This is a genomic window from Polaribacter sp. SA4-10 (genome assembly GCF_002163835.1).
Taxonomy (GTDB): domain Bacteria; phylum Bacteroidota; class Bacteroidia; order Flavobacteriales; family Flavobacteriaceae; genus Polaribacter.
On sequence record NZ_CP019331.1, the window covers coordinates 1791797 to 1817622 of the forward strand.

Sequence of the window (25826 nt, forward strand, 5' to 3'; positions counted from 1 at the left end):
AGGATACTTCTTAAATAAAGAAGTATTAAAGGACTTTAGAACAATTTATTCCATTTTACCAACTGCACAACTTACAAAAGATTTTGCCTTGTGTAAAACGGTGTTTTTTTCACCAACTTCTGGATAACCTAGTTTCGATAATTTTTCTCTAACATTTTCTAAAACATCACTTTCAGAAGAAATAGAAACTATTGAGTTCTCAACATCAACTTCAACATCAGTAATCGTATCTAATGCTAATAAACCTTTTTTAATTGTAGCAGCACAACCACCACATTTTAAATTTTCTATTTGAATATCTGTTTTCATTTTTTTTAATTTTCTGTTTTCCATTTAGAATATCCGCCTAAAACATTATAGGCATCATACCCTTTTTTTTGTAATATTTTAAGTGCTTTACCACTCCTATTCCCACTTCTGCAGTAAATATAAACTGGCTTCTTCTTTTCTAACTGCTTTGTTGATTTCGTGTAGAAATTATCATCATAAAAATCTGCGAAAATCGCTGTTTTTATAAACCCTTCTTTTACTTCATTTTCTGTTCTTACATCTAACAACTGAATATTTTCTTTTTCTAATAAAGCTTTTAATTCAATTATAGAAATTGATTTTAGTTCTTGTTGTTTATCACAATTCACAAAAAATAAAGTCACTAAAACTACACCTATTAAATATTTCATTTTTTTATTTTAAAGTTGATGGACAAACTGCAGCTGTTTTTTCTATTCCAGTATTTTTAATTGCTACAAAACCTCCTGTAACATCAATTACATTATGAAAACCTCTAGCTTTTAAAATAGAAGCTGCAATTATAGAACGATAACCACTTGCACAATGCACATAAAAAGTGTTCTCTTTTGGGAATTCTGCAATATGATCATTTAAGAAATCTAAAGGAGTACTTTCTGCATCTTTAATATGCTCGCTTTCATATTCGCCTGGTTTCCTAACATCAAAAACCGGTACATTTTCTTTTATTTCTTCTTCTAAAACAGCTGCTGATATAGATTTTATAGTATCTATTTCTTTATTTGCTTTCTTCCAAGAATTAAAACTACCGTCTAAATACCCTAAAACATTATCGAAACCAACTCTAGAAAGACGTGTAATCGCTGTTTCTTCTTCTCCAACAGGCGTAACTAATAAAATTGGTTGTGTAATATCTTTAATTAATGCGCCAACCCAAGGAGCAAATGTTCCTCCTAAACCTATAAAAATTGATTGAGGAATAAATCCTTGTACAAATTCTGATTGATGTCTTACATCCAATATTAGTGCATCAGTTTCATTTGCAATTAGTTCAAAATCTTTAACAGACAAAGGTCTTGCACTATTTTTAATAACATCATCAATATCTTTATATCCTTCTTTATTTAATTTTACATTAAGAGGGAAATATGCTGGTGGAGGAAGTAAACCATCAGTAACTTCTTTAATAAATTCTTCTTTACTCATATCTGCTCTTAAGGCATAATTAGTTTCTTTTTGATTACCAATTGTACCCACAGTTTCTTTACTTAAGTTTTTTCCACAAGCAGAACCTGCACCATGAGCAGGATATACAATTACATTATCAGCTAAAGTCATCACTTTATTTCGCAAACTATCATATAAATAACCCGCTAAATCTTCTTCAGAAACAGCTCCTTTTTGAGCTAAATCGGGACGCCCAACATCTCCTAAAAAAAGGGTGTCGCCACTAAATAAAGCATAATCATTACCATTTTTATCTTTTAATAAGTAACAAGAACTCTCCAACGTATGACCTGGAGTATGCAAAACTGTTATTGTAATATCGCCTACCTTAAAAACTTGATTATCCGCTGCAATAATAGCATCAAAATTTGTTTTTGCGGTTGGACCAAAAATAATTTTAGCTCCCGTTTTTTCTGCAAGTGTAACATGTCCGCTCACAAAATCTGCATGAAAATGTGTCTCAAAAATGTATTTTATTTTTGCATTATTTTTTTCTGCTCTATCTATATAATCTTGTACCTCTCTTAATGGATCTATAATTGCTACTTCTCCATTACTTTCTATATAATATGCACCTTGTGCTAAACATCCTGTATAAATTTGTTCTATAATCATGACTATTATTTGTTATTTGTATGATTGGTGTATATACTTAGAGTATTTCTCTTGATGGTCTCTATTACCCGTTTTATAGAAATTAACTGCATCATTATCACGCATAAAAAAATGATTAATATCTATAATCTCTAAAAGTCCACCTTTAAACAATAAATCTCTTACAGGCCCTTTAACTCCCGCAAAATAAAATGAGATTCCTCTTTTATGATAATATTTAATTCGTTCTTTTAGCATTTCTACACCTGTACTATCAATTCTATTAATACTTTCTGAATCTAGAACTATCAATTTTAATGCCTTTCCTTTTTCTGCTGCCATATCGTCTAATTTATCTCTAAAATAATTAGAATTTGCATAAAATAATTGTGCATCAAACCTAAAAACCAACACATCTTCTTCAATTAAAACCTCATTAAAACGATTTTTATTTCTGTAAAAATCAGACTCAGGAACTTTTCCCAATTCTGTAACATAGGGTCTAGATGTTCTAAAGATTAAAATTATTAATGATAACCCTACTCCAACTATAATTCCATATTCTATTCCTAATAGTAAAGTTGAAAGAAAAGTTGCCATCATTAACCAAAAATCTAAATTATTAGCTTTCCATAAAAATGCTGCTTCTTTAAAATTTATCAAACCAAATACTGCAACTATAATAATTGCTGCTAACACTGTTTTTGGTAAATGATAAAATAAAGGTGTTAAAAATAAGAGTGTTAAAACCACCATTAAAACAGAAATTAATGCAGACATACCAGTTGTTCCTCCACTTTCTTGATTGATTGCAGAACGCGAAAAACTAGATGTTGTAGGATATGCTTTGAACAAAGAACCTACCATATTACTTAAACCTAAAGCTATTAATTCTTGATTTGGTCTTACTCTGTATTCATCTTGTTTTGCTTCTAAAGATTTACCAATAGAAATGGTTTCTAGATAACCAACCATTACTAAAGTTATAGCAATTGGTAATAATTCTCTAATTTGATCGAGGTCAAATTCTGGAATGCCAAATTTTGGTAAACCTGAAGGAATATCTTTTACAATTGAAACATCAGAAAAACTTTTTCCAAAATATTTCATAGTTAAAATTCCAAATATTACTACAATAAGTGCATTTGGAATCTTCTTATTAATTTTTCTAAAGATAATAATTACAACTACAGATATGAATCCTATAATAGTTGTATGCTCATTAAAATCTAAAATTTGAAACCAAACATCTTCTAAAATAATTTGTATTTGATCACTTTGAACAAAATCTACGCCTAATAAATTTCTGAATTGATTTATACCAATAGTTAAAGCTACAGCAGATGTAAAACCTGTAATTACTGGTTTAGATAAAAAATTAACAATAAAACCTAGGCTAAAAACTCCCATTAAAAATTGAATTGCTCCAACCATTAACGCTAATAAAATAGCCATAGAAATATAACTACCAGAACCTGCTAAAGCTAACGTAGAAACTCCGGTTGCTACAATTAAAGAATCCATTGCAACAGGACCAATTGCTACTTGTCTTGAGGAACCAAAAATAGCATATATTAATTGAGGAACTAAAGCACAATACAAACCATAAATTGGCGGCAAACCTGCAATTAAAGCATAGGCAATTCCTTGTGGAATTAAAATGATACCAACCGTAACCCCAGCAACAAAATCTCCTTTAAAACGAGATGAATTGTAGTTTGGAAGCCACTCTAAAATTGGTATTATTTTTTTTATTTTCATGTACTTAAAAAAGTTCTCCTGGATTTTTACCTTTTGTTCTTCCTAAATGTTTGTATGCTAATTCTGTTACTTCTCTTCCTCTAGGTGTTCTCATAATAAAACCTTGTTGAATTAAGAAAGGTTCATACACTTCTTCTATCGTTTCTGTATTTTCACTAACCGCAGTTGCAATTGTGCTTAATCCTACAGGTCCGCCTTTGAATTTATCTATAATAGTTAACAAGATTTTATTATCCATTTCATCTAAACCATGGGCATCTACATTTAACGCTTTTAAAGCATATTCTGCAATTCCTATGCTAATGTTTCCGTCTCCCTTTATTTGTGCAAAGTCTCTAACTCTGCGTAATAAAGCGTTTGCTATTCTTGGTGTTCCTCTACTTCTACCTGCAATTTCAATTGCAGCTTCCATAGAAATTGCTACTTTTAAAATAAAAGCACTTCTTTGTATAATTGTAGTTAGTAATTCTGTTTTATAATAATGTAATCTACTACTAATTCCAAAACGAGCTCTCATTGGTGCTGTTAACAATCCTGAACGAGTTGTTGCACCAATTAGAGTAAATGGTTCTAAATTAATTTGAACTGTTCTAGCATTTGGGCCAGACTCAATCATAATATCAATCTTGTAATCTTCCATTGCAGAATATAAATATTCTTCTACAATAGGGCTTAATCTATGGATTTCATCAATAAATAAAACATCACGCTCATCTAGATTTGTAAGCAAACCAGCTAAATCTCCTGGTTTGTCTAAAACAGGACCAGAAGTAACCTTAATTCCTACTTGTAATTCATTTGCCAAGATGTGAGCTAAAGTTGTTTTACCTAATCCTGGAGGTCCATGAAAAAGTGTATGATCTAATGCTTCATCCCGTTGATTTGCAGCTTCAACAAATATTTTTAAATTATCAATAGCTTGATCTTGTCCAGTAAAATCATCAAAGGAAAGAGGACGTAATTTTTTTTCTACATCTAATTCTTCATTTGTAAAGTTACTATTTTCAGGATTCAAGTTTTCGTTCATAACTACAAAGATAAATGATTTTAAATTACATTTTTTGTAAGTTTTGTTACAAAGTAAAAAACCTTTCCGAAAATGGAAAGGTTTTTATATTAATTATATTTTTTTTATATTAAGAAGGCTCCTCACCCTCTAATAAAGGAGTTGTTTGTAAAACAAAATCTTGTCCGTGTAAATAATCACTATCATCATCTTTAGCGTCTACACGTTTACTGTAGTCATAAGCCCACCTATGAACTTCTGGTAACTTACCTGGCCAGTTTCCATGAATATGCTCAACAGGAGTTGTCCATTCTAATGTATTAGAGTTCCATGGGTTTTTCGTTGCTTTTTGTCCTCTATAAATAGAGATAAAAAAGTTAGCAATAAATATAATTTGAGCAATTCCTCCTACTAATGCAAATAGTGTGATTACAACATTAATATCTGCTAAATCATCAAACATTGGAAAGTTTGTATTTGTATAATATCTTCTTGGCAAACCAGCTAAACCGATAAAATGCATTGGCCAGAATACTCCATAAGCACAAATAATAGTAATCCAGAAATGCCAATATCCTAATGTTTTATTCATCATTCTACCATACATTTTTGGGAACCAGTGATAAATACCTGCATACATTCCAAAAATTGCAGAAACACCCATTACTAAGTGGAAATGTGCAACAACGAAATACGTATCGTGAACATTAATATCTAAGGCTGAATCTCCTAAAACTAATCCTGTTAAACCTCCTGTTATAAATGTTGAAACTAATCCAATAGAAAATAACATTGCCGGGTTTAATTGTAAATTCCCTTTCCACAAAGTAGTAATATAATTAAATCCTTTTACTGCTGATGGAATTGCAATTAATAGTGTTGTAAATGTAAATACAGATCCTAAGAAAGGATTCATTCCTGAGATAAACATATGGTGACCCCAAACAATTGTAGATAAAAATGCAATTGCTATAATAGAACCAATCATTGCTCTATATCCAAAAATTGGTTTTCTAGAATTTGTAGATATAATTTCTGATGTAATACCTAAAGCTGGTAATAATACAATATATACTTCTGGATGTCCTAAGAACCAGAATAAGTGTTCATATAATACCGGTGATCCTCCTTGGTAATGCAATACTTCACCAGAAATAAAAATGTCTGACAAGTAAAATGAAGTTCCAAAACTTCTATCAAAAATTAATAATAGAGAAGCTGATAATAGTACAGGGAACGAAACAACACCAATTATTGCTGTAACAAAGAATGCCCATATTGTTAATGGCAATCTTGTCATTTTCATTCCTTTTGTTCTTAAATTGAAAACAGTAACAATATAGTTTAAAGATCCAATTAAAGAAGAAGCAATAAATATGGCCATAGAAACCAACCATAAAGTCATACCTGCTCCAGAACCTGGAATTGCTTGTGGTAATGCACTTAATGGAGGATAAACTGTCCATCCTGCAGATGCAGGTCCTGCTTCAACGAATAATGAAATAACCATGATTATACTTGATAAGAAGAATAACCAATAAGAAACCATATTTAAAAAACCAGAAGCCATATCTCTAGCTCCAATTTGCAATGGAATTAATAAGTTAGAGAATGTACCACTTAATCCTGCAGTTAAAACAAAGAATACCATTATTGTACCATGAATTGTTACAATTGCTAGGTAAATGTCTGGGTTCATTATTCCATCTGTTTGATGGTGCCCTAAAAAAGCTTCTATAATAGAAAACGATGTTTCTGGCCATGCAATTTGCATACGGAATAACATAGACATAAATACACCAATAATTCCCATAAACATACCAGTTACTAAGAACTGTTTGGAAATCATTTTATGATCTTGGGTAAAAATATATTTTGTTACAAATGTTTCTTTATGATGATGTTCTGACATAATATTTATTTGTAGTATCTTAATTAATTTTTTTAATAACTGAAGCCAATGTTGGTTGCTCTGCAATCCATTTGTTGTATTCGTCTTCTTCTACAACAGTAATTTTCATTTGCATGTTGTAATGTGACGCTCCACAAATTTTATTACATAATAACAAATAATTAAACTCATAAAGGTCTTCTCCTTTAGCGCTTCTTATTTTGTTAATACCCTTTGTTTTTGCAATCACTTCGGGTTGTAGTCTCATTTCTTCAGTAGTAAATTTAGGTGTAAAACCAAATTCTGTAACCATCCCTGGAACACAATTCATTTGTGCTCTAAAGTGAGGCATATATGCGGAATGCAATACGTCTTGAGAACGGAATTTAAAATGAACTTTTCTACCCTTAGGTAAATACAACTCAGTTACTTGTATGTCGTCTAATGAGTTTTTATCAGTCATGTCAACACCCATTGTGTTTAAGCTGTTGATGTCGATATAGTTTACATTTCCTAAACCTAAGGTATTATCTTCACCTGCATAACGCGCATCCCATCTAAATTGTTGAGAATATACTTCTATTACAACAGCTTCTTTATCATCAGATAAATCCATTATATTATTCCATTGCCATAGGCCATATCCCATTAAAACAACTAAAACAATTGCTGGAGTAATCGTCCAGATAAGCTCTAATTTATGGCTATCTGCATAAAATTTTGCTTTTTTATCTTTAGAACCTCTATACTTAAAGGTAAAGTAAAAGATAAAAAATTGCATTAAAAATTGTACAATACCAATTAACCAAAATGTAATATTAAATAATTTATCTTCATGTTCTCCCTCAATAGAAGCAGATTCTGGTAACATAATAACATTCATGGCTATTAAACAATAAACCATTATTGCGTAGAAAAAAGCCAAAAAAGCAAGGGCAAATTTTCCTTGTGTTGCATTATCCTGATCAGTAGCAATTACGCCTCTTAAGTTCATTATTCTGGTTAATTGCCAGAAACTTACACCGATTGCGACACCTATAAAAATATAAAATAGAGCTAGCATATTTATCTCGTCTTAATTATTTTAATTTAATTATTTATTAATGATCTACTGATCCTTCTCCTCTGTGTTCAATATTATAATAGTGAAATTGCGCACTCTCTTTCAAAAATGGATTTCCTTGTGGTGCAGGATTCGCCTTTGCAAATGCACTAAATACGGTATAAATAAAGATACCTAAGAAAAACAATAAGCCGCTAATTTCTGGTATACCAAATGACCATTGAGCACCAACAGTTGCAGGCATAACCATTACAAAAACATCTACATAATGCCCTCCTAATATTACCAAACCACCAATTACAATAAACCAAGGAATACTTTTAAAATCACTATTAAGTAGTAATAATATTGGAAAAACAAAGTTCATAACAACCATTGCTAAAAAAGGTAATTTATATTCATTAAATCTAGCTACAAAATAAGTAGTTTCTTCTGGAATATCTGCATACCATATTAACATAAATTGAGAGAACCATAAGTAGGTCCAAAATATAGAGAAGCCAAACATAAATTTTGCTAAATCATGAATATGACTATCATTTACTAAAGGTAAAGCCCCTTTTGATCTTAAATAGATTGTTACAAATGCAATTACGGTTAATGCACTAACTAATAAACTCGCTAGAACATACCATCCAAATAATGTAGAGAACCAGTGTGGGTCTAACCCCATAATCCAATCCCAAGACATTAATGATTCTGTAATCATAAAAAGGAATAAGAAAATAACTGATGCATTAAAGTTTCTTTTGTACGTCTTATTTTCATCATTTGCAGTATCCTCTGCAATAGAACCTTTACGAATAATAAATCTGTAAGCATTCCATATTGCTAAATATACAACACTTCTAATAGCCCAACCTGGTACATTCATCCACCAAGATTTACCGTCTATTATTGCGTCATAATTAGGACTTGTAGTATCAAAAATTCCATCTGCCATCCAAGGAAACATATGATTGTAATGCATAACTGCTGCACCAATTACAAACAACATTGCAATAGATGTTGGTACTAAATTAGCCGTTATTGCTTCCATTACTCTAAATAAAACAACAGACCAAGCTGATTGTGCTACTCTTTGTGATGCATAAAAAGCAAGTACTAATAAAGAGATTCCTAAGAAGAAAAACAATGCTACATACAAAGCAGACCAAGGTTTATTTTGTAATTGATGTAATACATGTTCTGCATGTTCATCTTCATGATTTACATCATGAGAACCAGCTTCTGTATGAGCTTCTTTTATTTCACCGTGATTTTCATCAGCTACTTCTTGATGACTATCCTTGTCATTAGCATGTGCTTCTTCAACCATTTCGATTTTATGTTCTTCTATAGTTACATCAGCATGAGATGCTCCATGACTATCTCCATGGGAACTTTGATTCGCTATAATTTCTTTAGCGTCTTCAATTGTTTTTGGTGCTGATAAAAAGCTATAGGCTATACCTAAAGCACCTAATAAAATTAGTGCTAATGATACTGTTTTTAATTTACCTGAGAATTGATACATATCTTTCGTATTCTATCTTTTTGTAATTAATTAATTTAATAAATCTATACGTAATTGTTCTACGTATTGTACTACTTGCCAACGTTCTTTGTACGTTAATTGAGATGAGTGCGAGCCCATTAAATTTTTACCATGAATTAATACATGATAAATACTTCCCTCTGTGATATCTCTGTCTTTATAATTCGGAATTCCTAAAAATTTATCTGAGGTAGATAAATAACCATTTCCATCTCCTTTTTTACCATGACAAGAAACACAATAAATTGCATACATCTTCTTACCATTTTCTAAATTCTTTTCAGTAGCATCTAAAGGTGATTTTAAAGTTGTTTTAGCTTCCTCATAACCTTCCGTAGTATCTGGAATATCATAAGCTGGAGTTCCTCCTCTTGCAATTGTACCAGTAACAGGTTTACTATTTACAGGTTCGCCACCTAAACCTTCTGCGCCATCTGCATTATAAGGTACAGATTCATACATGTCTGGCATGTATTGTAACTGTCTTATTTTTTTGTCATTACAAGATATACTACTTGCAAAAACTACTAAAGCGATAATTAATTTAAAATTCTTCATTATCTATATATTAGTGCTTGTCTACGATATTAATTTCTACTGCTCCTGTTTGAGACAATAATAATGTTAATTCCTCTTCATTATTATGTACAGGGATTTCCATTAAAAAATGATCATCTGTAGTTCTTGGATCTGGATTTTCAGCTTCTTTAAATGGCCAAATTCTACTTCTCATGTAAAAAGTAAGTACCATTAAATGCGCTGCAAAAAACACTGTTAATTCAAACATAATTGGTACAAAGGCAGGCATATTTGTCCACCATGAAAAGTTTGGTTTACCACCAATATCTTGTGGCCAATCTTCAATCATCATGTAGTTTGTCATCCAGATAGCAAAAGCTAAACCGGTAATTCCGTAGAAAAATGCTGTAATAGCAAGTCTAGTTGGTGCTAATCCCATGGCTTTATCTAAACCATGAACTGGAAAAGGACAAAATACTTCTTCAATATGATGATGTTTTGCTTTCACAGCTTTTACTGCATCTAACAAAATTTCGTCATCATTATAAAACGCGTGAATAACTTTTGATGATTCCATAATTATCCGTTTAAATTGTTATCAGAATCTTCCTTCTTACTTTCTGCATTTAAAACAACAATTGCAGGTTTAGTTGGGATTCCTTGTTCACTTCTCTTCTTGTAATATTCACCTGAAGATTTTAATATTGTTTTTACTTCCGCTTGCGCGATAACAGGGAACGTTCTTGCATATAATAAGAATAATACAAAGAAAAATCCTATCGTACCAATAAAAATACCTACATCTACAAATGTTGGTTCAAAACGCCACCAAGTTGATGGTAAGTGACCTTTACTTAATACAATTGCTATAATATCAAAACGCTCAAACCACATACCAATATTAATAAATATTGAAATGATAAAAGACCATATAAAACTTCTTCTAATCTTTTTAAACCATAATATCTGTGGTGTTAAGATATTAAAGAATAATAACGAGTAAAATGCCCATGCATAAGGTCCTGTTGCAGCACCTACAGATAAATACGTATAGTTCTCATAAGGAGATCCTGTATACCAAGCAATGAAAAATTCTGTTGCATAAGCCACAGCTACAATTCCACCAGTTAGGATAATTACAATATTCATATATTCTACGTGCATACGTGTAATATAATCTTCCATATTAGTAACTTTTCTCATAATTCCTAATAAGGTTTGTACCATTGCAAATCCAGAAAAGATTGCTCCAGCTACAAAATAAGGTGGAAATATTGTTGAGTGCCAACCTGGGTTAATTGAAGTAGCAAAATCCATAGATACAATTGTATGTACAGAAAGTACTAATGGTGTTGCTAAACCTGCAAGTACCAATGATACTTCTTCAAAACGTTGCCAATCTTTTGCTCTACCAGACCAACCGAATGATAATAAAGCATATATTTTCTTCTGAAAAGGTTTTACAGCTCTATCTCTAATCATTGCAAAATCTGGTAATAAACCTGTCCACCAGAAAACTAATGATACAGATAAATACGTTGAAATTGCAAAAACATCCCATAATAAAGGTGAGTTAAAATTCACCCATAATGATCCGAATTGATTTGGAAGCGGTAATACCCAAAATGCATTCCATGGACGTCCCATGTGAATAATTGGAAACAATCCAGCTTGAAAAACAGCAAAGATTGTCATTGCTTCTGCAGAACGGTTAATTGCCATTCTCCATTTTTGACGGAATAATAAAAGTACTGCAGAGATTAATGTTCCTGCATGACCAATACCTACCCACCATACAAAATTGGTAATATCCCAAGCCCATCCAATGTTCTTGTTTAATCCCCAAACTCCAATACCTGTTCCTACCGTGTAGAAAATACATCCAAATCCCCAAAGCATTGCTGCCAAAGAAATATAAAATGCGATATACCAGTTTTTATTTGCTTGACCTTCTATAGGTTTCGCAATGTCTTCGGTAATATCGTGGTAACTTTTATCACCTAATACTAAAGGTTCCCTTATGGGTGCTTCGTAATGAGACATATTTTTATAGCTTAAATTTTAATTACGCTTGGTTTGTATTTCTAACTTTCACTTGATACACTACATTTGGTTTTGTCTGTAGATAATCTAATACGTGATAAGCCCTTTTATCTTCTGATAATGCTGCTACTTCGTCTTTATCGTTATTTATATCTCCAAAAACCATAGCTCCTGTTGTACATGCTGATGAACAAGCTGTTTCAAATTCGTCTGTGTTTACAGCTCTTCCTTCTTTTTTAGCTTTTAAAATAGTTGCTTGTGTCATTTGAATACACATAGAACATTTTTCCATAACTCCTCTAGAACGAACTACAACATCTGGATTTAACACCATTTTACCGTAATCATTATTCATATTAAAGTCAAACTCTTTATTATCTGAATATTGAAACCAGTTAAAACGACGAACTCTATATGGACAGTTGTTTGCACAATATCTTGTACCTACACACCTGTTATATGCCATTTGGTTTTGACCTTGACGACCATGAGATGTAGCTGCTACTGGACAAACCGTCTCACAAGGAGCATGATTACAGTGCTGACACATCATTGGTTGAAAAGTAACTTCAGGATTCTCTGCTTCCGTTTCTAAAGCTTTATATAAGTCTCCTCCACTTAGCCCCATTTCCTTAGCTTCCTCACGAGTTTCAACTTCTGAAGAATAGTATCTATCAATACGCAACCAGTGCATATCTCTACCAACTCTAACTTCATTTTTACCTACAACAGGTACATTGTTTTCTGCATGACATGCAACAACACAAGCACCACAACCTGTACAAGATGTTAAATCTATAGATAAATTAAAGTGATGGCCAATTTCTCTGTTGTGCTCCTCCCATAAATCAATTGTTTTAGCTTCAACTTCTTTATGGTCGTAAGACACATACGCCGGCTTGTTCCAACCATTGTCATGATCTTTAGGCGCTACTGTATTGTATTCTTTTAAAGTTGCTACTTTTAGAATATCGTGACGTCCTGCAATTGTTTTTTGTACTTGTGTACAAGCAAACTTATGCGTTCCGGCTACTTTCTCTATAGCAACATTATATTGAATGTTATTCCCCCCTTTATATAAAGGATATGCATTAACACCTACTTGCATTTCTTCTTTTAAACCAAAAGTCTTTCCAAAACCTAAAGCCAATCCTACAGAACCTTTTGCCTGACCTGGTTGCACCATTACTGGAACAACAACTTCTTCGCCGTTTAAAGATACTTTGGCATAATCACCATTAATAGCACCATTATCTTTCACAGGATTAGAAAAACCTAACTCTCTAGCATCTGCCATAGACATGGTTAAGTAATTATCCCAAGAAGCTCTAGTAATTGGATCTGGGAATTCTTGTAACCAAGGATTGTTTGCTTGCTTACCGTCTCCTAAACCAGTTTTAATATATAAATTCAACTCCATTCCTGAAGTTGCTGTACTTTTCTTTAATGCGGATGCTACTTCTGAAATTGAAATTTCACTTATAGCATTTCTAGTCTCAGAAATAGTTTTATTGTAAAAACCATTATGTAAAGCTTTGTTCCAAGAAGATCCATCTAAAACTTCTGTAGACCAGAAAGATTTTAAATAATCATAATATGAAGTTGAACTTCCTGACCATTTTAATAACGTATCCTGAATTTGACGCGTTTTAAATAATGGTTGAATGGTAGGTTGAATTAAACCATAATCCCCTTCAGAAAACTGAGTATCACCCCAAGACTCTAAGAAGTGTGGCGCTGGCAATGCATAATCCATTGCAGCTACTGTATCACTATTTTCTACTGATAAAGCTACTTTTAAATCTACCTTTGCTAATGCCTCTGTAAATTCAGCCGCATTTGGTAATGAATATGATGGATCTACATTCACAGTAAAAATACCACCAACATTTCCAGATTTCATATCTGAAATTACATTTTGAACTTCTTCAAAATTACCTTGACGAATATTTAATGAATTCTTAGTATCTAAAATCTCACTACTTAAAGCATTGTTAATTGCTAAAGAGATTAACTGTGCGTTCTTATCATTAACACCTGTCATTACAACTCCTTTCGAACCTGCTTTTTTAAGTGATTTTGCTAACTTCTTAATTTCTGCATCAATAGGTGTAGCATTAGAAGCTATAGACTCTCCAGTAATTTCTTTATATAAATTCAATAAAGCAAAAACTACATCAGATGGTTTTGCAACAATACGCTTATCTGCATTTGCTCCAGTAAGAGACATGTTACTTTCTACCTGAACATGGTAAGACATTTTACCTGATTCTGGTTTTCTACCAGCAACATACGCTTTTTCAAAACCTCCGTGAAAATCACCTAAGAAATCAGCCCCAAAAGAAACGATTGTCTCTGCATTTTCTAATTTATAATTTGGTAAAGCTCTTCTACCGTACATTGTTTCCATTGCATCTACTGAAGCATCTTCAGAAATTGCATCATAAACAACATGTTTTGCATTTGGATACGTCGCTAAAAATTCACCAACAATTTTATCTGTTGATGGACTCGCCATTGTACCTGTTAATAAAACAACTTTAGTATCAGCTTCTTTTAAGCTATTTAATTTTTGTCCTATTTCTGTATCAGCTTCCGCCCAAGAAATAGCAGTACCATTTTTAGTTGGTTCTTTTAAACGTAATTGCTCATCATACAAAGAAAGAACCGCGGCTTGCACTCTAGCGCTTGTTGTTCCGTTTGCTTCTTTATTTGGCATTATTTGAATCGGACGACCTTCACGTGTTTTAACCAAAACACTTGCAAAGTCATAACCATCTGCCATAGAAGTAGCATACCAATCTGCAACACCAGCAATAATATCGTTTGGTTTTACAACGTAAGGAATCGATTTAATAACCGGTCCTTCACAAGCAGCTAATGAAGCTGCTGCTGTTGTAAAGCCAACATACTTTAAAAAATCTCTACGTGAAGTAGAGGAGTTCTCAAGTGTTTCTTTATCACCTAAAAAATCATCTGTAGGAATATTTTCTACAAATTCGTTTTTATTCAGCGTTTCAACAACAGAACTACCTTTTAGTTCTTCAACACTTTTCCAGTATTTTTTGTTTGAAGCCATTTATACTTTTTTATTTAATGATTGAAAGATTTTAAAAATTGAATATCTCAATTTTATAGACCTTTTAATTTTTGAATCTTTTATTTCTTCAATTAGTAATGACACTTACCGCACTCTAATCCACCTAGCTGAGAAATAGTAACTTTTTCTACTCCGTATTTCTTCGCTAATTGATCGTGAATTTTAGCATAATATTCATTTCCTTTTAAATCTACCTTTGTTTCTCTGTGACAGTTAATACACCAACCCATTGTTAGTGGAGAATATTGATACATTTCATCCATCTCTTCAACAGGACCATGACATTTCTGACATTTTAAACCTGCAACTGTTACGTGTTGCGCGTGATTGTAGTATACAAAATCTGGAAGATTGTGAATACGAATCCATTTTACTGGCTTTTCTTTACCTGTATATTCTAACTCTTCTGGATCCCATCCTGCAGCATCATAAACCTTTGCAATTTCTTGATCTAATTGCTCTTTACCATACGTTTGTCCATCCCATTGAATCTCAGTTCCCTCAGCAACTTCAGCAATCGCTTTGTGACAATTCATACAAACATTTACAGAAGGTATTCCTGAATGCTTACTATGTTTTGCTGATGAATGACAATATTGACAATCGATTTTATTTTCTCCTGAGTGAATTTTATGTGAAAATGCAATAGGCTGGATTGGCTGATACCCTTGATCTACACCAACAGTAAACATCATTCCAAAAACAATATAAATACCCATTAAGACTAAAAATATTGTTGCCAACACTTTCAAAAAAGTATTCTTCTTAATACCCACCCAAAGTTCTTGAAGATCTCTTCTTAAATCCGAATTATTATCTGGTCTTTTATTCCCTTTTAATTCGTTTACTTGTTTTAATAAACTAGCAATCATTAAAAACGCCACAATAATTGCTCCTGCTAAGAAATAAATCAACCAATCTGGAGGGCCCGTTTTTTCTAAAACTTGACCACCAGCTAAAACTTGACCAGGAGCTGGAACCTTTTTGATTTCACCAACGGTAGAGTAATATAAAATATCATCTATATTCTGGTCTGTTAACTGCGGAAAAGCAGTCATATTAGAACCGTTATACTCGTCAAAGATCGCATTTGCATCTGAATCTCCAGAAGCTCTTAATTCTGCATTGTTTTTAATCCATGCCTTTAACCAAGTATTCTCTCTACGCTCTTCAATCCCACCTAATGCAGGACCTACTAATTTCTTGTCTAATTTATGACAAGAAGCACATAAAGATTTAAATAATTTTTTTCCTTCTTTTTGACGCGCTTCATCTATATCTTGTGAATAAGAAGATAAGCTAAATGCAAAAATTAAGAAAAAAATAAAACTTCTTAAAAGTCTCGTGGTTAGTCTGTTGTGCAGTTCTACACTTTTCATATTTAAACTTTGTTTAAAAATATCTAATATAAAATGATAAAAGTCATTTTTTTTCGTCTGACAAAAGTACCACTTCTTCTCAAAATTTAAAAAGCTAATAGAGCGTTAAATTCAATTTATAATAATTCTAAATAAGGTTTTTGTCCAATTTATTCTGATACAAGTCGTTATTTTTGCAGAAAGATTATATACTATGAATATTAGACTATTTTTAATTGCTTTTATACTAACATCTTATGTAGGTATTACAAATTGTTCTGCACAGAACAACACAAACAGCAGCGCACAAATTAAAAATTTAATAGCAAAAAAAAGGTCTTATAATCAGACTCATGGTTTTGGATATAGAATTCAATTATATAATGGTACTGAAAAAAAAGCAAGAAGTTACCAAGAACGCTTTAAAATTGAATTTCCAGGTATTTACTCAAAATTAACCTACAATACTCCAGAATGGAAAGTTCAAGTTGGTAATTACAAAACAAGACTTGAAGCAGACAAAGCTTTAATAAAGTTTAAGAAAGAGTTTATTGGTATTATTGTAATTTCTATGGGGAAATAAAACCCTAATAATATGAAGTAATATTCTTTTATTTCTTAATATTTTCTAACGCTTTTTTCATATTTGTTTCTGGCATTTTACAAGTACCGTTTACACATACATAAATTAAAGTTTTGTCTTCATTAAATTTATATGATAACAATGGCAATGTACTATTTTCTAACGCAGTTCCAGCTATTAGAATGTTAGGAAAATAATTATTAATGAGCTCTTTATTTACTTCTGAAGAATTATTTCCTGCAACTACAACTTCGTAATAAGGTTTTACGAAATTTGTCATTAAGTTTAACCAATTACTGTAATTAGCAGGGTTCAATTGAACATCATCTTTTAAATTATTAAGCATTTGTTCTGAAGTTTCTAAATAATTTTTATCAGAATAATAATGTCCCAATTTAAATAAACTATTTGCTATTATTGAGTTAGATGAAGGTATTACTCCATCTACAACTTCATATTTTCTAGCTATTAAATTTTCATCTTCTTTAGAAGTAAAGTGAAACATTTTATTTTTTTTATCGAAGAAATTAACAAATAAATGATCTAATAAGTTTTTAGCTGATGTTAACCATTTTTCATCTAGAGTAACTTCATATAAAGATATAAAAGCATTTATTACTGTAGCATAATCTTCTGAATATGCATTAATAGTACTTTTGCCATTTTTAAAATTTCTATATAAACTGTACTCTTTTTTTAATTGATGTTTTAGTAGAAAGTTTGCATTTGTTAATGCTGCTGTTAAAAATTCTTCATCACCAAAAGCTCTGTAAGCATCAATATACCCTTGCGCCATTAACGCATTCCATGAAGTAAGCACTTTATCATCTAAATTGGGTTTACTTCTTTTATTTCTTGCATTTTTTAGAATTTTTCTCCATTTTGATACTTTACTATTTAATTCTGATATGGTTATTTTTTGTTCTTTTGCAAATGTTACTTTTGATTTATTTCTAATCAAAACATATTTGTCATTTTCCCAAAATCCGTAATCATTTATATTATAAAAATCTTTGAAAAGGTTAAAATCACTGCCGAGTAGCTTTTTTAATTCTTCAACTTTCCATTCATAAAAAACACCTTCTTCTTTTACGCCCAGTTCATTTTTACTATCTGCATCTAAAGACGAATAAAACGCTCCGTTTTTTGCCGTTAATTCCTCTTTTATAAAATTTAAAGTTTCAAAAACTATATTTTTATATAACTCATTCTTATTTTTTAAATAAGCCTTTGAGTATAAACTAACAAGTTGTGCATTGTCATATAGCATTTTCTCAAAATGAGGAATGTGCCATTTTTCATCTACAGAGTATCTAGAAAACCCACCAGAAACGTGATCATAAATTCCTCCATAAGCAATTTTGGTAAGTGTAGTATTTAAATAATCTTCTATTTTTTTATCATTAAATTGATGACTGTATCTTAATAAAAATTCTAAAGAATTTGGCATTGGGAATTTTGGAGCACCTTTAAATCCACCAAAAACAGTATCTATTTGTTCTTTCCATACTTCTATTGATAAACTTACTTCTTTATCACTAAAACTAGGAACCTCTTTATTCAAGGTAATAAGTTCAGATTCTTGAATTCCTTTGGTTAAATTTTCTGCAAATTTTATTGCTTTCTCTGGTTCTTCATTATATAATTTAGAAATACTGGTTAAAACTTTAGACCATTGCTCTTTCGTAAAATAAGTCCCTCCAAAAATGGGTCTTCCATCAGGAAGCGCTATGCAATTTAAAGGCCAACCTCCACTACCTGTCATCAATTGAACAGCATTCATATACACTTTATCAACATCTGGCCTTTCTTCTCTATCTACTTTTATATTAATAAAATTATCATTCATAATTTTAGCAATAGAATCATTTTCAAAACTTTCTTCTTCCATTACATGACACCAATGACAAGCAGAATAACCAACAGAAATAACAAGTAACTTATTTTCTTTTTTCGCAAGTTCTAATGTTTTAGTATTCCAAGCTTTCCAATTAACAGGATTATAAGCATGTTGCAATAAGTACGGACTTGTCTCATGAATTAAAGCATTACTTTTTTTATCATTAAGGCTTTTCTTTTTGCTACAACTATTAATTATAAATAACATTAATAATAAAACAGGAAGAATTTTAGTAGCAGCTTTCAATATGAATATGATTTTATTTTATTTTATTTTATTTTATAAAGATATTAATTTCATTTGATTCCACTTATATCTGTAAATAAAAAAAGCCCTCGAAATTAAATTTTGAGTGCTTTAAAAATTCTAAGTTTCTGTAATTATTCTTTATGAATTTCATTGTACCTACTATATTATTTACGTTATATTTTAATTTATAAATACCCGAGTTTAAAGTTGAAATATGAATATAAGCACTTACTTTATTAATTGTAACACTTTTTACTATATTACCTAAAAGATGATATATACTAGCAAGTTTGAAAAAAATTCCATAAAAAAAAAGCGGGATTATAAAACCCCACTTTTCTAAACATTTTAAATAAACTAAACTAGTTTTTTACAAGTTTTATTCTTTGAACACCTTTTTCTGTTTTTATTTGTGCAAAATATAATCCAGTTTTTAAATTAGATCCATCAATTACAGTTTCAGATGAATTAGGAGATAATGATAAAACATTTTTACCAAGTACATCATAAACTTTTATAGATGACATATTAACGTTTTGTGTTTTAACCGTCCAACTATTTTGAGTTGGGTTAGGGTATGCACTAAATGACGCTAAATCAAAATCATTTGTTCCTAAAGTACCACAATCTTCACCAACGGTGTAAGTAAAAATTTTAGATCTTACTAGACCTCCAGCATAAGCAGCTCTAAAAGAAAAACTGATATCTGCTCCAGGAGTTTGATCAGCTAAGGTTGCTGTATAGGTTGGCGCATTAGATTGATCCATAGCTATAAATGTAGAAGGCTCTATATATACTTCAGGATTAAGACCCGGTTTATCGGTATCTAACATTTCAAATGTAATGGTCACATCTGTACCACTTGTTACAAATGAATAATTAATCCCAACAGAAAATGATCCCTCAAGAGCCTCAGAAGTAAACCCTTCACATTCATTACTTGTATCTGCTATTGTTGTAGCATCTAAGCCAGTAATAGGGTTATTAGCTGCCACGTTTCCTGTACCATCACTTGCAGATACTTCAAAACTATAAGCTGTTTCTGGGGTAAGCCCAGAAACTGTAAAAGATTTTTCAACCCCAGAAGTACCAGTTGTTTGAACAGTATTTGCTCCACCATTATAACTGATATCATAGGTTACTGATCCAGAATTATCTGTTGCATTTAATAACAGTTCTACTCCATACGCTCCAATAGTTCCTACTGTAGCTGTAAAAGCTGTAGGCGCTTCAGCATCTGCAAAAAGAGAAATATCATCTACTAAATAGGTTCCACCATCAGCACTACCTTTATCTACAAAAATTCTTAATTCTGTTAAATCGCCTAAAGCGGGAGGATTAATAAAAACTGTTTTCACTTCTTGTCCTGTAGTAGTAAAGTCCGTTTCATAAACACCTGCACCCGTCAATTTCATTAAATGAGTATGCACTTCACCTGCTGAAGCTGTTGTTGATTGTATTGTAAAAGTAATTGTATTTGCAGCATCATTAGAAAGATCTACTACATCTGTACCTGAAAAAGTTATAAAAGCATTATCCCATGCATTACCATTACCAAAAATTTCTAACTTTTCTGAGGTTGTATTTATAATAGCATCTCCACCTGTTCCCCCTGAAGCATCCCATTGAAATGCCTGACTAGCGTCACTAAAATCTAATGGTAAGGTTACTGAAGGACCTGCAACGGTAAAGTTTAAAGTGTAGGTCTTTGTGGTAGTTCCATCTTTAGCAGTTACAAGTACTGTACTTGTTCCTGGTAATGCTGCAGCATCTGTAGTAACAGCATTAGCAGGAGCTGACTGAGTAGGAGTACCTACAACCGTTGGAACTGCAACAGTACCATAAGCCAATTCTATGTCATAAGTTAATGTACCTGCAGAAAAACCACTTACTGTTGTGTCACTTACTGTTAAATTACTTAAAGTAGCGTCTTCTAAAGTAGTGTCTACTGAAGAACCACCACAATCTTCACCAACGGTGTAAGTAAAAATTTTAGATCTTACTAGACCTCCAGCATACGCAGCTCTAAAAGAAAAACTGATATCTGCTTCAGGAGTTTGATCAGTTAAAGTCGCTGTATAAGTTGGCGCATTAGATTGATCCATAGCTATAAATGTAGAAGGCTCTATATATACTTCAGGATTAAGACCCGGTTTATCGGTATCTAACATTTCAAATGTAATGGTCACATCTGTACCACTTGTTACAAATGAATAATTAATCCCAACAGAAAATGATCCCTCAAGAGCTTCAGAAGTAAACCCTTCACATTCATTACTTGTATCTGCTATTGTTGTAGCATCTAAGCCAGTAATAGGGTTATTAGCTGCCACGTTTCCTGTACCATCACTTGCAGATACTTCAAAACTATAAGCTGTTTCTGGGGTAAGCCCAGAAACTGTAAAAGATTTTTCAACCCCAGAAGTACCAGTTGTTTGAACAGTATTTGCTCCACCATTATAACTGATATCATAGGTTACTGATCCAGAATTATCTGTTGCATTTAATAACAGTTCTACTCCATACGCTCCAATAGTTCCTACTGTAGCTGTAAAAGCTGTAGGCGCTTCAGCATCTGCAAAAAGAGAAATATCATCTACTAAATAGGTTCCACCATCAGCACTACCTTTATCTACAAAAATTCTTAATTCTGTTAAATCGCCTAAAGCAGGAGGATTAATAAAAACTGTTTTCACTTCTTGTCCTGTAGTAGTAAAGTCCGTTTCATAAACACCTGCACCCGTCAATTTCATTAAATGAGTATGCACTTCACCTGCTGAAGCTGTTGTTGATTGTATTGTAAAAGTAATTGTATTTGCAGCATCATTAGAAAGATCTACTACATCTGTACCTGAAAAAGTTATAAAAGCATTATCCCATGCATTACCATTACCAAAAATTTCTAACTTTTCTGAGGTTGTATTTATAATAGCATCTCCACCTGTTCCCCCTGAAGCATCCCATTGAAATGCCTGACTAGCGTCACTAAAATCTAAGGGTAAGGTTTGAGAGAACCCAATTGTTGCTAAAAATAGCGTAAATAATAAAGTAATTTTTTTCATGTGACCGTGTATTTAAAGTTATGCAACAATATTAACTTTATTATATATAAAATTAACCAGGTGATACCACTACAAAAAACATACATTTTAAAATTAACGATAAGTTATTAAAAGAAACCGATGAATAATAGGATGTAAGACTCTTTTTATTTTTAAAAAAAAGGTTAACTATTAATTATGTATAGGTAATGTATTGTTATTAATCGAAGACATTATACTGTAAGATTAATAAGTAAAGTTTTAAATAAAAAAACTATGCAAAATTTTCATTATACATAGTTTAAAAGAAATAATTCACAAAACAATTAATTAACTTAGTTTCAAATATTATTTTTAACACCAGGGGCTGATTAAAAAATGGTACAACTGTTTTAAAATGACATTACTTTTAAGGAATCATTGTTACTAGTAACAATGATTAAGTTATCCTTTTCAACTTTTCTTTTTATAATCTTTAGCGATCTAAAATCTAAAGAAAGATGTAACCCACTATTTTCTAAAGAAGTAACTTTAAAATTATTTTCACCATCTCCAAGAAGTAATAATCCGGAACCCGCATCATACCGAGTGGTTTCTACTTCTACCCCATAATGATTACCTACTAACATAATATCTTTAAAGCCATCTCTATTAAAATCTTCAATTAACGCATCTTTTATTGGGCTAGCCTGTGCTTGTATAGGTAAAATTACTCTTTTTAAGATATTATTCTCATTAATTAAAACTATACTTTCAAAGTTACTAACCTCATATACAACTGCATCATTTAGTTTATCTTTAGGTAAAATATCTATTAAGGTTGAAGAAGCAAAACTATGATAATCTTTATATTTCTTTGATAGATAAGGCATTTGTTGTGTAGAACATTCTTTTCCCCTCATAGGAACATAATCATTTTTGTAGTATTTTGCTAGTACAACATCGTTTGTTCCATTATTATCAAAATCATTGGCGTAAACCTTAAAAGGATGTTCTATTGAGGCTTTAAACTTATTGTTTCTTCCTAAATTACCTATGATATAATCATCATCTCCATCATTATCTATATCATTAGCAGTTATAGACCACCACAAACCTCTACTATCATCTTTAATTCCGAATTTCGCTGAACTATCCTTAAAATTCCCATTGTTATTTTCTAGAATTATAATTTTCATCCATTCACCTACCACTAATAAATCATCATCGCCATCTTTGTCTATATCAGAAAAGACAGCGTCTGTTACCATACCTATTTTTTCGAGATCTGGTGCCGTTTTTTTAACTGCTTGTTTAAAGTTTCCCTTTTCATTAATTAATAAATAACTTGTAGCTGGAAAAATATATTTTCCCGAAATTAATCGTGTACCCACAAATAAATCTAAATCTCCATCACCATCAATATCAGACGTTTTCACTGTCTGTGAACTTTGGTAAATATTTGGTAACGCTGTTGATTTTTTAGTAAAATTACCTAATCCATCATTTATATATAATCTATCTTTTAGTAAAACATTACCTTGGTTGTATTCACTACCGCCACTTGTAACATAAAGATCTAAATCTTTATCACCATCAGCATCAAAAAACAACCCTTCTAAATCTTCTGATGCTTTATCATTAATCCAGGGTTGAGAGTTACTTTTATAAAACTGACCTTCTTTAGTTTGAAGATATAAAACACCTTCTTGCCCTAAAGCTCCGCCAATAAAAACATCTTCTAAATCATCTCCATTTACATCTGCTACTGCTGTAAATGGACCGTTTTGAGAAAGATTGTGTGGTAATAATATCTCTTTTTTAAATTCGTCAAAAACATTTTCCTTGTGTTTATAAGTTATCCCTAATTCTTCAGCATTCAATAAACTTAAAAACGGTTTTGGCTGTAATTGAATTTTTTGAATTTTACTTGCTGATGAATATTTAGCAACTAATTCTTGATTTACTCTTACTTTTTCTATAGTATTTTGTTTACCACCAGGCCATGTAATTTCTACCTTATCAATTGTTTTTATTTTACCTAAACCAAAAAACACTTTAGGCTCTATAGATGAAAAATAACCGCGAGTAACGGTGTTTTCTGCAATTTGAGATTTATTATCATCATAATAAATTTTTACTTTTGCACCATATCCAAATTTATTTTTATCAGAACCTTGAAATTTAATTTTTAAAAAATTACCATTGGCTTTGTTTTTATAGATAGCTGCAGAAGTTTCCATATTATTTATCACAATATCTAAATCTCCATCATTATCTAAATCTGCATAAGAAATACCGTGAGAAAAAGTAGGCGTATCAAAACTCCATTTTTTTGTAACGTTTTCGTATTCATAACCATTTTTATTTTTAAAAACATAATTAGGCAAAGGGTTTGAAGGCGCCAATTTTGCCATCTTGTAAAAATCTTGTGAAGTAGTTTTTAGTTTTTTATTTAAACCTGTTAAAAAATCATTATTTCTAATGTCTTTTTTGATACCATTACTAATAACTATATCTTTAAAACCATCATTATCTAAATCTACTAATAACCCTCCCCAACTCCAATCTGTTTTTCCTAAACCTGCAATATTTGCAATATCAGAAAACGCACCAAGTCCATTATTAATCTGTAAAGTGTTAAACATATATTGATAATGATCTCCTTTATCAATCATTTGTTGAAACTCTATGGGGTTCATAGATTTCATATTGGTTTTAGAACGATAATGATCTTCTGCAGCCATATCCAAGGTAATTAAATCGATGTTTCCATCATTATTAATATCTCCAGTATCTGACCCCATACTAAATCTAGAAATGTGCTTTAATTTTGAATTAATTACATTGGTAAAAGTTCCATCTCCATTGTTATAATACATAAAATCAGGATCGTCATAATCATTTGCAACATATAAATCTGTGAAACCATCGTTATTTAAATCGCTGGCACTTACACTTAATCCATAGGTATGTCTATCTATTAATCCGGAATTTTTTGATACTTCTATGTATTTTCCAACTTCATTTTTGTACAATTTATCCTTATACAATTGAAACCTCTTTTTAGGTATGTTTTTATATCGTTGAAATAATCTAGAATCTGGAAGTTGATTAACTTGATACATATCTAAATCGCCATCATTATCCATATCAAAAAATACAGCTTGCGAAGAAAATCCTGCATCATCTAAACCATACTCTTTCGCTGATTCTGTAAAAGTTAAATCTTTATTATTAATAAAAAGTTTATTGGTTCTGTCTGAAGTATTCATAGACGCACCATTTCTACTCACATAAATATCTAAGTAACCATCATTATTAACGTCTGCCATCGTTACACCCCAAGACCAACCTGGACTTCTGGTAATTTTAGATTCTTTAGAAATATCTTTAAACTTAAAATCTCCTTGATTTAAATAAAGTTTATCGGTCACTTGGTTTCCACAGAAAAAAATATCCGCTAAACCATCATTATTAATATCTCCAACTGCAACTCCTGCTCCATTATAAATTTGACTGTAATAAATATGATTTACCTTTTCAGATTCTTTAATAGAGTTATTAAAATCTACCCCTGTTTGATCTGAAGAAAGTAATTCTAATCCACCAATTAACTCTTGGGGATTATTATCTCTTTGTTCTTTTTTACAAGAGTTAAAGAGTATAATACTTAAAAAAAACGTAAAAATATATTTATTAAATTTCATGTTTTTGTTACTATTT

At 31.3% G+C, this 25826-nt stretch carries 18 protein-coding genes; 1 reads left to right on the plus strand and 17 read right to left on the minus strand.

Translation table 11 applies throughout. The annotated features are described in order from the left end of the window. Positions 1 to 45: 45 nt before the first annotated feature. From BTO04_RS07825 to BTO04_RS07885, 13 genes are all read right to left on the minus strand, one after another. Positions 46 to 309, minus strand: coding sequence for a heavy-metal-associated domain-containing protein (locus BTO04_RS07825; RefSeq protein ID WP_087565357.1), 264 nt, complete (start codon positions 307 to 309; stop codon positions 46 to 48). A 5-nt stretch (positions 310 to 314) separates the two neighbouring features. Beyond that, complete coding sequence (locus tag BTO04_RS07830) at positions 315 to 680, minus strand: rhodanese-like domain-containing protein (protein WP_232455872.1); 366 nt, start codon at positions 678 to 680, stop codon at positions 315 to 317. A 4-nt stretch (positions 681 to 684) separates the two neighbouring features. After that, positions 685 to 2091, minus strand: a complete 1407-nt coding sequence (locus tag BTO04_RS07835; RefSeq protein ID WP_087563973.1) for a rhodanese-like domain-containing protein — start codon at positions 2089 to 2091, stop codon at positions 685 to 687. Between the two features lie 12 nt (positions 2092 to 2103). Continuing rightward, positions 2104 to 3831 (minus strand): SulP family inorganic anion transporter, encoded by a 1728-nt coding sequence (locus tag BTO04_RS07840; protein WP_087563974.1) that lies wholly within the window; start codon positions 3829 to 3831, stop codon positions 2104 to 2106. A gap of 4 nt (positions 3832 to 3835) precedes the next feature. Beyond that, complete coding sequence (gene ruvB / locus BTO04_RS07845; RefSeq protein ID WP_087563975.1) at positions 3836 to 4858, minus strand: Holliday junction branch migration DNA helicase RuvB; 1023 nt, start codon at positions 4856 to 4858, stop codon at positions 3836 to 3838. A gap of 109 nt (positions 4859 to 4967) precedes the next feature. Then, positions 4968 to 6749, minus strand: a complete 1782-nt coding sequence (locus tag BTO04_RS07850) for a cbb3-type cytochrome c oxidase subunit I (RefSeq protein WP_087565359.1) — start codon at positions 6747 to 6749, stop codon at positions 4968 to 4970. A 19-nt stretch (positions 6750 to 6768) separates the two neighbouring features. Next, the gene (locus BTO04_RS07855; RefSeq protein WP_087563976.1) at positions 6769 to 7791 is read right to left on the minus strand and encodes a cytochrome c oxidase subunit II; all 1023 of its coding nucleotides are present in this window, start codon (positions 7789 to 7791) and stop codon (positions 6769 to 6771) included. 37 nt (positions 7792 to 7828) lie between these two features. Continuing rightward, positions 7829 to 9307, minus strand: coding sequence for a quinol:cytochrome C oxidoreductase (locus BTO04_RS07860; RefSeq protein WP_087563977.1), 1479 nt, complete (start codon positions 9305 to 9307; stop codon positions 7829 to 7831). A gap of 30 nt (positions 9308 to 9337) precedes the next feature. Next, the gene (locus tag BTO04_RS07865; RefSeq protein WP_198342042.1) at positions 9338 to 9886 is read right to left on the minus strand and encodes a cytochrome c; all 549 of its coding nucleotides are present in this window, start codon (positions 9884 to 9886) and stop codon (positions 9338 to 9340) included. 10 nt (positions 9887 to 9896) lie between these two features. After that, a complete protein-coding gene (locus BTO04_RS07870) occupies positions 9897 to 10424 on the minus strand; it encodes a DUF3341 domain-containing protein (protein ID WP_087563978.1) in 528 nt (175 codons plus the stop codon). 2 nt (positions 10425 to 10426) lie between these two features. Next, on the minus strand, positions 10427 to 11890 hold the full coding sequence (nrfD, locus tag BTO04_RS07875; protein WP_087563979.1) for an NrfD/PsrC family molybdoenzyme membrane anchor subunit: 1464 nt from the start codon (positions 11888 to 11890) through the stop codon (positions 10427 to 10429). Between the two features lie 22 nt (positions 11891 to 11912). Then, positions 11913 to 14969 carry a TAT-variant-translocated molybdopterin oxidoreductase gene (locus BTO04_RS07880; protein WP_087563980.1) on the minus strand — a complete coding sequence of 1019 codons (3057 nt, stop codon included), beginning with the start codon at positions 14967 to 14969 and terminating at the stop codon, positions 11913 to 11915. Between the two features lie 92 nt (positions 14970 to 15061). Continuing rightward, positions 15062 to 16369 carry a cytochrome c3 family protein gene (locus BTO04_RS07885; RefSeq protein WP_087563981.1) on the minus strand — a complete coding sequence of 436 codons (1308 nt, stop codon included), beginning with the start codon at positions 16367 to 16369 and terminating at the stop codon, positions 15062 to 15064. Positions 16370 to 16562: 193 nt separating this feature from the next. Between BTO04_RS07885 and BTO04_RS07890 the strand changes: the two genes are divergently transcribed. Further along, positions 16563 to 16931: an SPOR domain-containing protein gene (locus BTO04_RS07890; RefSeq protein ID WP_087563982.1), complete on the plus strand. Its 369-nt coding sequence runs from the start codon at positions 16563 to 16565 to the stop codon at positions 16929 to 16931. Positions 16932 to 16959: 28 nt separating this feature from the next. Here BTO04_RS07890 and BTO04_RS07895 read toward each other — a convergent pair whose 3' ends face one another. The 4 genes from BTO04_RS07895 to BTO04_RS07910 all read right to left on the minus strand — a co-directional run bounded on the left by BTO04_RS07895 (position 16960) and on the right by BTO04_RS07910 (position 25810). Further along, complete coding sequence (locus BTO04_RS07895) at positions 16960 to 19077, minus strand: thioredoxin domain-containing protein (protein WP_368356219.1); 2118 nt, start codon at positions 19075 to 19077, stop codon at positions 16960 to 16962. 64 nt (positions 19078 to 19141) lie between these two features. Next, a complete protein-coding gene (locus BTO04_RS15730; protein ID WP_087563983.1) occupies positions 19142 to 19405 on the minus strand; it encodes a T9SS type A sorting domain-containing protein in 264 nt (87 codons plus the stop codon). A 37-nt stretch (positions 19406 to 19442) separates the two neighbouring features. Continuing rightward, positions 19443 to 22142 (minus strand): T9SS type A sorting domain-containing protein, encoded by a 2700-nt coding sequence (locus tag BTO04_RS07905; protein WP_087563984.1) that lies wholly within the window; start codon positions 22140 to 22142, stop codon positions 19443 to 19445. Positions 22143 to 22513: 371 nt separating this feature from the next. After that, the gene (locus tag BTO04_RS07910) at positions 22514 to 25810 is read right to left on the minus strand and encodes a CRTAC1 family protein (RefSeq protein ID WP_087563985.1); all 3297 of its coding nucleotides are present in this window, start codon (positions 25808 to 25810) and stop codon (positions 22514 to 22516) included. Positions 25811 to 25826 lie beyond the last annotated feature (16 nt).